Here is a 12,320-nt window from a genome sequence, read left to right as displayed (position 1 = left end):
ATTTTATTTTCTAAAGAAACGCCCTAAACAACTGAGGAACAAAAATCCATTTTTCATCAACTCTAAAAAAGGCGCCTCTGGATTTGGTTCCCATACCTTTCTTATCTACATATTGCATCCCATAAATAACCACATCTGCTTTTAAAAATTCACATAGCATGATGTAATCCATAGATAAATCGGTTTGTGACCACTCCAAAAGCTGATCCTGAGTTGCTGATACCGCAACAGGAATATCATCTTCATTCACTGGCCCTAAAGCATTAGCAGGAATCTTATCAATCCCATTCCATACCTTATTTGAATACTCAATTGCTCTTTCGGTATACATACTATCCCTGAAAATTTCATATAAATCAGAATCTGTTGGCCTTAAAGTCATCAGAAACTCATGGTCTTCATCAGTTCTTAGTTTTTTTATAATTTCCAATAATTCAGATTTGGGTGAACTGGCTTTCTCCTGGCATGAAAATAAAAATACGTTTACACAAACTAATAACAGCAATAATTTTTTCATCATTCTTTATTAAATTTTACGCATCCTCTACTGCTTTTCTTAATCTTTGACGTCGGTCAAAAGCCTGAAGCTTATCAAGCACTTTCATCTCGAGAAAATCAATGACTTTCTCTTCTATTTTGATTTTTAACTTATATACTTTATTAATATAGGTAATGCCACCGGGGGACATGACATTTACCTCAACTAATTTTCCTCCAATAACATCAATACCCACAAAATAAAGTCCGTCATTCACCAGTTTTGGTCCTATTTGTTTACAAAGCGCTTTTTCTTCCCTTGTTAAACTATGCTTTTGCACACTTCCTCCCGCCGATACATTGGATCTGTGATCATCACTTCCCGGAACGCGCTTCATAGCTCCAACCGGTTCGCCATTCAATATTAAAATCCGAACATCGCCTTTATCGGCCCCTTCAATATAATCCTGAAGAATCACATAATTTGAAGACCCGTCTCTATTGGTAATATAAAAATCCAGTAAAGACTGGATATTACTCATCGCCGATTTTTCTATAAGAATAACCCCCGAACCTCCAAATCCGTTAAGTGGTTTCAAGATCATCTTATCCGATTTTGATTCCTTGATCTGCCTGATCAAATAGTTTTTACTTTTTGATACGTGTGTAGCCGGAATAATGTTACTATGTGCATCTCCAAATGCTGCGGTATATAGTTTGTTATTAGCTTCCCGCATCCCTTCCAAAGAATTCATAATAAACACATCATCTTTTACAGAATCTAAAAAGTTAAGCATGATAGGGTCTAACGGCGGATTGGCCCTGAAGAAGATCACATCAAACCCTGCTAACGGCAGCATTTCCTTACGCAACGTTACCTTGTTATAAAACGATTTTAAGGAAGCAGGTGTTTTTTCCATACGGTTAATTACCGAACAATTAGCCGTAGTAACACTATTTCTGATAGTTAAATCTGCCGGAATACACATGGCAACCCCATGCTTGCGCTTTACACATTCTTTTATAAGCGCCAGGGTAGTATCATTATCCGGGTCAATATTTTCCCAGGGATACATTAAAAAACAAACATTCATGTATGTTGAATTTTTAAGTGGTTATGTAAGTTAAAAGTAACTATTTTTTTGATTAGTGTAAAGGTCATAGCGTTATTTTTTAGTGCGCTTAAGAATGTTGTAATCGTTATCAAACATGCTTAAAACTTCTGATGATACCGGTACATCAACTGGTTCTATACCACTTTCAAAAATAATGGGCCTGATAGGTTGAATCTTATTCTTTTTCCAAAATCCAACTTTAGTAAACCCAATGGCATAAATCTCATCATGCCTGGTAAAAACCTGACGATGGTATACCCAATTATCGTCCCAGCCTTCTAAGATCAGGGTAATTGTAAACTTCGTCCAGCGCTTAAGTGGTTTTTTGTAAATTATTTTTTGAGAGCCCAGAACAGGAAACTTACCTTTATTAACTGAATTCTTATATAAATTGGTACGGAACATAATTTCAAACCGGATTAAATCCATGTAGTAGAAATACTTGGAATTAGCCATAAAACGAAATGCCTCACAATCTAAAATACTGACACGTCTGGTTCTGGAAAGATTGGCCGCTAAATCGACTTTTTTCCAAAAAAGTTTTGAACCGATAAAAACGAAAATGAGGTGTAGCCAGTAATATAGCATGGTTGGTTGATTAGCAAATAAATATAAACATTTATATACTTAAAACACATAAGTTACCAGAGACATCGTGTCTGAGGTACTCATAAACACCTTAGAATTATATACTAAATTGAAGTAAGTTGGGACACTCCCGATTTAATCTTGGAACCAACTATTAATGATATATTTTATTGATCAAATAGAAGTCTGCCAACACCAAAGCCGCCATAGCCTCTACAATGGGTACCGCACGAGGCACCACACAAGGATCATGACGCCCTTTACCTTGCATTTGCACAGTATTACCGGCTTTATCAATGGTTTCATATTTCTGGATAAGGGTAGCCACCGGCTTGAACGCCACATTAAAATAGATGTCCATACCGTTACTTATACCGCCTTGAATACCGCCAGAATAATTGGTCTTTGTAGAGCCGTCATTGTTAAATGCATCATTATGGTCGCTGCCATACATGGTACTTCCGTGAAATCCGCTGCCATATTCAAAGCCCTTTACCGCATTAATGGATAGCATGGCTTTACCCAATTCGGCATGGAGTTTATCAAACACCGGTTCTCCCAGGCCTGCCGGTACATTTTTGATCACACAACTTACTACACCTCCAACGGTATCGCCTTTACTGCGGACCTCTTTAATGTAGTTTTCCATCTGAGAAGCCATAGCCTCATCCGGACAACGCACTATATTTGTTTCAGCTTTAGACAGATCCAATTCAGTATATGGTTTATCCAGTTTCATGGTCCCTACACTGGAAACATAAGCCGTAATGTCTATATTCTTAAGCAATTGCTTGGCAATAGCTCCCGCCACTACCCTACAGGATGTTTCACGTGCCGAACTGCGTCCGCCTCCCCTATAATCTCTAATGCCGTATTTTTTATCATAAGTATAGTCAGCATGGCTTGGGCGGTAACTGTCCTTTATATGAGAATAATCGTGAGATTTCTGATTGGTATTTTCTATGACAAATCCTATAGGTGTCCCGGTAGTTTTACCTTCAAAAATACCGGAGTGAAATTTAACCGTATCCGGTTCTTTACGTTGTGTAACAATAGCAGATTGCCCCGGCCTGCGTCTATCTAATTCGTGTTGGATCGCTTCAAAATCCAATTCCAATCCGGGAGGGCATCCATCTATAACACCACCTAAAGCGGTTCCGTGAGACTCTCCGTAAGTCGTTAAATTAAATAGTTTTCCAAAGGAATTTCCTGCCATGTCAAAAAATTTTGTGCTAAAATAAAAGAATTTCTTGAAACCAACTATCTTCAGGACAAGCCAAAAAGATATTTCACTGTTTTCATTTTGACCTTAGGTCCAAAAACGGAAATTCTTTTATTTAGATTCCCGTTTATACGGGAATGACAGTTTCAACGGAAACCCCGATGCAAGCATTCGGGGAATTCTTTTCGAGTAAATCTATTCTCAGAGAAACAAAAATCAAACGAACATCAATTTTCATCATTACAAATTCATTTAGATGGAATGATTAAAATTGATGAGCGTTACTGAATGTATTAATTTTTTTTGAAAATTGAGAAATCAAAAAAAATTAAGCAGATGACATTGCGCCAAACTCAGTAAAATCAAGCAAAAGCGTAACATTTGCTTAACAATATACTCATATTTAGATAATTATAAGATAAACTTTACATAATAGTAAAAGTGGTTATTTGCATAAAACCAAGCCTCCCCTAAATTGAAAATAAAAAGAAAAATAGAAATAGCCGTAATATCTGATGTTCACCTGGGTACTTACGGTTGTCATGCAAAACATTTACTCACTTATTTAAATAGTATTGAACCCAAGAGGTTAATACTAAATGGTGATATTATTGATGTTTGGCAATTTAGTAAGCGTTATTTCCCCAAATCGCACTTAAAAGTTATTAAAAAGATCATGGATATGGCTTCTGATGGTGTGGAAATATTTTATATCACCGGAAATCATGATGAAATGCTGCGCAAATTCAGTGGTACCAACATTGGTAATATCTCAATAGTTGACAAGCTTGTTTTAGATCTTGACGGGAAAAAAGGATGGTTCTTTCACGGGGATGTATTTGACGTTTCCATACAACAAGCCAAATGGCTTGCTAAACTCGGAGGTTACGGCTATGACCTGCTTATTTTATTAAACCGCCTTGTCAACTGGTATTTGGAAAAACGAGGGAAAGAACGTTATTCACTTTCCAAAAGGATAAAAAACAGCGTAAAAAAGGCTGTTAAATTTATAAACGATTACGAAACGGTTATCTCGGACCTGGCCATTGAAAATGGTTATGATTATGTTGTTTGCGGACATATACACCAACCTAAAATGGAATACAAAGAAAACAGGCATGGCAAAACCATGTACCTAAATTCCGGGGATTGGGTTGAAAACTTCACTGCTTTGGAATACCAGTTTAAACGTTGGAAAATATACAACTACAGTAAGGATAAACTAGCACCTTTTTACGTTGATGAAGCCATGGAAGACCTTGAAGTTAAAGACTTAATCGCTGCCATTACTATTGTGGAAAAGCACGAAAAAAAGGGAGATTAAGCCATGCTTAAAACCTCCTTAAGAATCTCATAGACAAATTGTTAAATTATTTTCAAAATAATTACTTCAAGAAGTTAAATATAAATACTTTTTTGGCGTTATTTTTGTTGAACTAATCTGAAATATAATTTGTGACGTATTTAAATAATAGTGTCCAACATTTAACAACAAAAATTAATCTTTATGAAAAAATTATTTTTATTATCATTTGCTTTAATAGGGTTTGCATTAACTACAAATGCACAAAACATAGCAAATAATGCCATTGGTTTACGTTTAGGTGATAGTGATGGATTAGGTGCGGAAATCTCTTATCAGAAAAAATTAAGCGAAGACAATCGTCTAGAATTAGACCTGGGCTGGAGAGATGGCAATAACTACGACGGTTTTAAATTGGCCGGTTTGTACCAATGGGTTATGCCTTTAGATGGAAGTTTTAACTGGTATGTTGGTGCCGGTGGTGGTATTGCCTCATATAGTGTTAATACGCCTGGTAATGATGTTACCGATACGTTTATTTTTGCAGCAGGCGACATTGGTATTGAATATGCTTTTGAAATTCCGTTATTACTATCATTAGACTTCAGGCCTGAAATAGGTTTTGGAGACGACACCTGGGATAACAATGATTTAGATTTCGATATTGCTTTAGGTATTCGTTATCAATTTTAAACTCATATTCTTCAATATCCATAAAGTAACATAAAAAATAAGGTTTGTCATGCTGAACTTGTTTCAGCATCTTAATAATTTATAAATCGGATAAAGAGACTCTGAAACGAGTTCAGAGTGACAATTTATCAAATATATTAACGAACAACCCGTTTTAAATGTATATAATTCTAAAAAGCGCCCGATAAAGGCGCTTTTTTTGTTGTACAAATTATCTGTGTGAAAGATTTTAAACCCTTTCAAGCTTTTAATTTTTTATCTTTCAACATAAATTATCTTAAACTAAACCGGAATGAAATTCATTTACACACTTTACTTTCTATTACTGGGGCTGATTTTTGTAGGATGCAAGAGCAAAACAAACCCGGATGACCAGGTAACCAAACCTAAGTTAAAAGCACTTATCCTTGATGGCGAAAACAACCATGGCGTATGGCCCAAAACTACGTTTATGATGAAGAGCTATTTAGAAGAAACCGGTTTATTTGAGGTGGATATAAACAGAAAGGCCTATACCTGGATAGGGCCTCACTACAATGACATAGAAGGTGTAAATGACATCAATGAACTGTTAACCATGTATCCGCTTAATGATGGTATGGAGCGAATTGCGGTTGATACACCTAAGGTTGATCCTAACTTCAGACCTAACTTTGAAAAGTATGATGTGGTTATATCCAATTTAGGCTGGAAATCGTCACACTGGCCGGATGCCACAAAAACCAATTTTGAAAATTATATGAAAAATGGAGGCGGCTTGGTTGTGGTTCATGCCGCTAATAATGCCTGGGGCGATTGGGATGAATACAACAAAATGATTGGTTTGGGCGCCTGGGGCGGTAGAGATGCCACCTCGGGACCATATATTTTTTATAACAACAACAATGAAATTGAACACGACCCCTCGGAAGGCATTTGCGCTTCGCATGGTGCACAATATGAATTTCAAATTAAAACAAGGGCTGCAGATCATCCTATAATGAAAGGGCTGCCTGATGTTTGGCTTCACGCAAAAGATGAGCTCTATGACCGTATGAGAGGCCCTGGAGACCAAATGACCATACTGGCTACGGCATATTCCGATGTTGAAGGGAATGCACCACCCTGGAATAAAGATGTTAAAGGCACCGGACGCCATGAGCCTATGCTTTTGGTTGTAAATTATGGTAAAGGGCGCGCCTTCCATTCTGCTATGGGGCATATGGATTATTCTATGGAATGCGTTGGTTTTATGACCACCTTCCAACGGGGTGCCGAATGGGCCGCTACCGGAAACGTCACTCAGGAGATCCCTAAAGATTTCCCGGGTGCGGATAGTACGAGCTCCAGAAAGTGGCGTTTAAAAGAGACGCATTAGGATATTTAAACGAATGCTTTGAGAATAACAACAGACCCAAAAGTAGAAACCGTTTTTAATAACTACCCCGATTCTGTAAAAAAACAGATGCTGGTGCTTAGAGCGTTGATTATTGAAACTGCTAAAGTAACTGAAGGGTTAAATACCCTGGAAGAAACATTAAAATGGGGTGAACCGAGTTATGTTACCAAACAAGGAAGTACTTTAAGGATGGACTGGAAGCCAAAATCACCCGATCAATATGCCATGTATTTTCAATGTACCAGCAGATTGGTTCCAACCTTCAGAAGCATTTTTAAAAACATGTTTGAATTTGAAGGTAAACGCGCCATCATTTTTAAATTGGATGACGACCTCCCAAAGGAAGCTTTAAAGCATTGTATAAAAGCAGCTTTGACCTATCACAAAGTGAAACACTTGCCAACGCTTGGGATATAAATTTTAGTATATTTATAAAAACGCGAAAAAAATTAAACAGATGAAACTAGGTGCATTTTCCATTAGTCTTGCTGTTAAAGACATTCATAAATCAAAAGAATTTTACGAAACCCTGGGTTTTAAAGTATTTGCAGGTGACATTGAAAGAAACTATCTCATCATGAAAAATGAGAACGCCCTTATCGGTTTGTTCCAAGGCATGTTTGAGAACAACATTTTAACCTTTAATCCGGGCTGGGATGAAAATGCGAATACTTTGGAAGCTTTTGATGATGTGAGAGCTATTCAAAAACACTTAAAAGCTAACAACATCACAATGGAACATGAGGCAGATGAATCCACAAAAGGGCCGGCAAGTTTTGTTGTTTTAGACCCGGATGGAAATGCTGTTCTGATAGATCAACACGTTTGATTATAAATTCCAAATCACAAATTCCAACTTCTAGCTTCCGTCTTCGGCCTTCGGTCTAATATCTCTAAATAAAATAAACTCCAAAATGTAAACTGAAACTAAGTATCGGGACTGGGATTGAATACTGAGACTGCTCACTGAATACTGAAGGGCCTCGCAAAGAAGCCAAGGCACCAAGCTGAATAAATTTCAAATCACAAATTCTAAATTCTATTTACCGACATTGAACACCGGGACTGTATACTGCCAACTGCTTACTGAATACTGAAGGACCTCGCAGAGACGCTAAGACACCAAGCTGAATAAATTCCAAATCACAAACTCTAACTTCCAGCTTCCTTCTTTGGTCTTTGGTCTTTGGTCTTTGGTCTAATATCTCTAAATAAAAAAATTCCAAAATACAAACTGCGACTGAATACTGAGACTGTTAACTACTAACTTCAAGCTTCATACTTCGCACTTCATACCCAAAATTTACAACACCAAACACTTGGTCAACGTATCTTCGTAAATGGCTTCGTATTGTGGTACTATTTCATGTAGGTCAAACTTTAAAGATTGTTCCCTCGCGTTATCTTTAAAAGCTTTCAATCTTTTGGCATCACTTAAAATATGAAGGGCATTTTTGGTCATATCCTCCACATCGCCTACATGACTTAAAAAGCCGGAATAACCGTGAACATTGACTTCCGGAATCCCGCCTGTATTACTGGAAATCACCGGCACACGGGATGCCATGGCTTCCAGAGCAGCCAGACCAAAACTTTCGGTACGTGATGGTAACAAGAATAAATCACTGAAGCAAAGGATCTTATCAATTTCATTACTTCTTCCAAAGAAAATGACCTTATCTATAATCCCCAATTCTATACAACGTTTCTCCACATTTTCTTTTTCAGGTCCCTCACCAATGAACATCAATTTAGCAGGCATTTCTTTTTGAACATTATAAAATACACTTATAACATCCTGAACCCGTTTTACAGGCCTTAAATTACTGATGTGGGTGATGATCTTTTCATTATCTTCTGCCATCATACCCCGTTGACAATCCGTAAACTGATAATTATATTTATCTAAATCGATAAAATTAGGAACTACGTGTATCTCATTCTTTACATTAAATAAACGTAAAGTATCATCTTTCAAGCTTTTAGAAACTGCAGTTACGGCATCCGATTTATTAATACTGAATGTGACAGCCGGTTTATAGAACGGATGGCTCCCCACTAAAGTAATATCGGTCCCGTGAAGGGTAGTAACAATAGGTACATGGATCCCCTCTTCCATCAACATCTTTTTTGCCATATAAGCCGCATAAGCATGTGGAATAGCATAATGTACATGTAAAATTTCAATGTTATGAAGTTTCACCATATCAACCAATTTGCTTGATAATGCCAACTCATAAGGCTGATAATGAAACAGCGGATATTCCGGTACATTCACCTCGTGATAATGCACATTGTTACTTATCAATTCCAAACGCACCGGTTGCCGATATGTGATGAAATGAATCTCATGGCCACGTTTAGAAAGTTCCAAACCAAGCTCTGTAGCCACAACGCCACTACCACCAAATGTAGGATAACAAACAATTCCTATGTTCATACTTTAAGTTTTAAGTGCCTAAAGTAAAAAAGTACTTAAAGTTTTACCGTAACTTTAAAATACTTTTAACTATTAAGTACTTCATTATTATTCTATAGCCTCGTATATAAAGCGTTGTATTTCCGTTCTGATATTTTCTCTTAACAACAGGTTTTTCCCCGCTCTCGGATAAGTCCTGTTAGCCAAAAACACATATACTAAGTCTTCTCCAGGGTCTGCCCACGCATAGGTTCCGGTAAAACCCGAATGTCCAAAACTGGTCATAGATACACAACCACAAGTAGGCCCTTCCTCATCTAACTGTGGTTTATCAAACCCTACCCCTCTTCTGTTGTCTTTCTCACAAAAATAACAAGTATTAAACTTATCAATGGTTTCCGGTTTTAAATAGCGTTTTCCTCCGTAAAACCCTCTTTGCAGATACATCTGCATAATTTTAGCTACGTCGTTAGCATTACTAAACACCCCGGCATGACCTCCTACACCATTTTGCATGGCAGCACCCATATCATGTACAAAACCATGAATTTTTTGGTGCCTGTAATAGTCATCAATTTCGGTTGGTACAATTTTCTTGTTACTTATCTTATAATACGGATTATACAAGGTATTATTAGCCCCTAAAGACTGGTAAAAATGCTCTTGCACCAGATCGTCTAAACCTTTGTCGTAATGGGTTTCAATAAATTTCTTTAAAATGTAATAAGGAAAGTCGCTATACCGATATTTCAACCGCTCCAACAATTCAGATTCTTTAATTATTTTTTGAATAGAATCCTGGTAATCAGACCTTAAATAAAGGTTTCTGGTGACTTCAATATTAAAGTTTTCACTTTTCTTAGTGCGATAATATTTTTCACTGGGCTTTTTTGTGACCGAATCTAAGGTATGATAATAAAACGGCTCCCACGGCCGTAATTTGGCATAATGTGACAGCATTTTTTTAACGGTAATATCTTCTTTATTAGTATCCTTATATTCCGGTAAAATCTCGGAAATTTTACTGTTTAACGACACCAGGCCCTGCTCTTCTAATTCCATTAAAAGTGGCAATGTGGCCAGGATCTTAGTTAATGAAGCCACATCATAAATATCATCGGACTTCACTTTTGTTTTTCCTTTGTATGTATGTTTTCCGAAGTTTTTATTGTAAACAACGTTTCCATTTTTGGCAATCAGTAATTGAATACCCGGAGTCATCATAGAATCCACGGCCATTTGGGCCACTGAATCCACTTTTTTTAATTTAAGCGAATTCATACCAACACGTTCCGGAACGGTATACCCCAGTCGTTTAATAGTGCTGTATTTAATACCTTCCCCAACCTTAAAAAACTTCCCTGTTGAAACCGGCAAGCTTCCTTTAGCCCCTAAAGCACCAAAAATAATCTGAGCCGATTTTTGTTGGGCCAACTCACTATTTTGATAGCTAACCACAATACTTTCAATGTTTTCAATGTTCTTTAAATCCATTAAAGCATATGGTTTTACAAAAATATCCAGAATAACATCATGCGTTCTGGCAATTTCCTGTAACCAACCCAGCTCTTTTTCAGTGAATTTATAGGACTTCCAGGGATTTGCATTAGACCGGTGCAATCCTATCACAACCGTATTGTAAGCTTGTAATTTGCCCATTAAATCATCGAGCATTTTAGCCTTTACATGATGTACCTTGGTGTACTTTTTTAACTCGTTTAGAAAAACGGAACCATCATCGTCACCCATTTGTACATAGGCAATGGTCTTGGTTTCCAATCGTGTAAGTGGTAATAAATCCCCTTTGTTTTTAACCACTGTAATGGCATTTTCAATAAGCTCTTCGTATAGAATATCATCTTCCAACCTGTTCAGATCATTAGTCAAATTGTATACCCCTACAGGCTCGTAATTATGCAACCCAACTTTATATTTTGCTTGAAGGATCTTTTTAACCGAATGTTCTAATCGCGCTTCTGTAATCTCCCCAGTGTTATAGGCTCTCACAATTTTTAATATGCCAATTTCTACATCCTCGGACATAAGCATGACATCATTTCCTGCTTTAAAAGCCGCTAAATCAATATCACCGGTTAAATCAAAATCCGCAACACCTTTCATGGTTAAAGCATCGGTAAAAATGAGACCTTGAAACCCTAAAGAATCCTTCAGGATATTAGTAATGACATTTTTTGACAGTGAAGAAGGATACCCGGAACGGCTTTCTAAACTCGGCACATTTAAATGGGCTACCATAACACTGGAAAGCCCTTTTTTAATAAGCTTTTTATAGGGATACAATTCCACGGAATCTAAACGTTTTTCATCAAAACTAACAGTTGGCAGGGTTTCATGAGAATCTTGCTCTGTATCACCATGGCCTGGAAAATGCTTGGCATTTGCTAATACGCCTGCACCTTGCATACCTTTCATAAAAGCCAGCGCTTTTTCGGTAACATTATCTCTGCTTTCACCAAATGAGCGGTTACCAATAATAGGGTTCTTAGGATTCGTATTAATATCGGCAACAGGTGCAAAATTAAAATGCACGCCTATGCGTTTGCAATGCTCACCGATATGTTTGCCGGTTTTTTCAATCAATGCACGGTCCTTTATGGCCCCAAGTGTCATATTCCAGGGGAAAGCATAGGTGGAATCCAATCGCATGCTTAAACCCCATTCGGCATCCATACCAATGAGCATGGGTATTTTTGAAATAGACTGTAATTCGTTATTTAATTTAGCCTGCCTTACAGGGCCTCCTTTTGAATATATGATCCCTCCAATATGATGCTCCCGAATCAGTTTAATAATGTCATTTTTTTTATCTGCATCCTGGTTAGACATCACCTGAACCATATACAATTGCCCCACTTTTTCTTTTAAACTCATGGAGGCATAGACACTGTCAACCCACTTTTTTTGGGCTTCAATATCTTCCGAAAGTAAAGGATTAGTATTTGTTTGACTTTGTAAAGTCTGAAAAATGACGAGAGAAAAGAGAGTAAATAAGATTTGACGCATAAGCAATGTATTAAGCCTATTAATATTAATTGTATTAATACTAATAACCATGCCAAAATACTATTTTTAGCAACAAGATAAAAAGACTTTAAGATAGATTT

Annotated in this window: 11 protein-coding genes; 5 read left to right on the top strand and 6 right to left on the bottom strand. The window is 37.1% G+C overall.

Annotated features, from left to right (window positions below; genetic code table 11):
- Positions 1-10 precede the first annotated feature (10 nt).
- The 4 genes from Q0983_RS01320 to aroC form a co-directional block, all read right to left on the bottom strand.
- Positions 11-520 carry a hypothetical protein gene (locus Q0983_RS01320; protein ID WP_299547576.1) on the bottom strand — a complete coding sequence of 170 codons (510 nt, stop codon included), beginning with the start codon at positions 518-520 and terminating at the stop codon, positions 11-13.
- Positions 521-533: 13 nt separating this feature from the next.
- Positions 534-1,571, bottom strand: coding sequence for a glutathione synthase (gshB, locus tag Q0983_RS01315; RefSeq protein ID WP_299547573.1), 1,038 nt, complete (start codon positions 1,569-1,571; stop codon positions 534-536).
- A 72-nt stretch (positions 1,572-1,643) separates the two neighbouring features.
- Positions 1,644-2,180 (bottom strand): acyl-CoA thioesterase, encoded by a 537-nt coding sequence (locus Q0983_RS01310; RefSeq protein WP_299547570.1) that lies wholly within the window; start codon positions 2,178-2,180, stop codon positions 1,644-1,646.
- Positions 2,181-2,334: 154 nt separating this feature from the next.
- On the bottom strand, positions 2,335-3,396 hold the full coding sequence (aroC, locus tag Q0983_RS01305; RefSeq protein ID WP_299547566.1) for a chorismate synthase: 1,062 nt from the start codon (positions 3,394-3,396) through the stop codon (positions 2,335-2,337).
- A gap of 481 nt (positions 3,397-3,877) precedes the next feature.
- Between aroC and Q0983_RS01300 the strand changes: the two genes are divergently transcribed.
- From Q0983_RS01300 to Q0983_RS01280, 5 genes are all read left to right on the top strand, one after another.
- The gene (locus tag Q0983_RS01300; protein ID WP_299547563.1) at positions 3,878-4,726 is read left to right on the top strand and encodes a UDP-2,3-diacylglucosamine diphosphatase; all 849 of its coding nucleotides are present in this window, start codon (positions 3,878-3,880) and stop codon (positions 4,724-4,726) included.
- 183 nt (positions 4,727-4,909) lie between these two features.
- Positions 4,910-5,398, top strand: a complete 489-nt coding sequence (locus Q0983_RS01295; RefSeq protein WP_299547560.1) for a hypothetical protein — start codon at positions 4,910-4,912, stop codon at positions 5,396-5,398.
- Between the two features lie 292 nt (positions 5,399-5,690).
- Positions 5,691-6,755: a ThuA domain-containing protein gene (locus tag Q0983_RS01290; protein ID WP_299547557.1), complete on the top strand. Its 1,065-nt coding sequence runs from the start codon at positions 5,691-5,693 to the stop codon at positions 6,753-6,755.
- Positions 6,756-6,773: 18 nt separating this feature from the next.
- Entirely contained in the window at positions 6,774-7,193 is a 420-nt protein-coding gene (locus tag Q0983_RS01285; protein ID WP_299547554.1) for a DUF1801 domain-containing protein, read from the top strand.
- A 40-nt stretch (positions 7,194-7,233) separates the two neighbouring features.
- A complete protein-coding gene (locus tag Q0983_RS01280; protein ID WP_299547552.1) occupies positions 7,234-7,605 on the top strand; it encodes a VOC family protein in 372 nt (123 codons plus the stop codon).
- Positions 7,606-8,079: 474 nt separating this feature from the next.
- Here Q0983_RS01280 and bshA read toward each other — a convergent pair whose 3' ends face one another.
- Entirely contained in the window at positions 8,080-9,216 is a 1,137-nt protein-coding gene (bshA, locus tag Q0983_RS01275) for an N-acetyl-alpha-D-glucosaminyl L-malate synthase BshA (RefSeq protein ID WP_299547549.1), read from the bottom strand.
- Positions 9,217-9,303: 87 nt separating this feature from the next.
- Entirely contained in the window at positions 9,304-12,219 is a 2,916-nt protein-coding gene (locus Q0983_RS01270; protein WP_299547546.1) for a glycoside hydrolase family 3 N-terminal domain-containing protein, read from the bottom strand.
- Between the last annotated feature and the right edge of the window lie 101 nt (positions 12,220-12,320).

This window comes from Seonamhaeicola sp. (assembly GCF_028281565.1).
GTDB lineage: Bacteria > Bacteroidota > Bacteroidia > Flavobacteriales > Flavobacteriaceae > Seonamhaeicola.
Note: the sequence above shows the minus strand (reverse complement) of the source record. Positions and strands in the feature narration are given on the sequence as shown.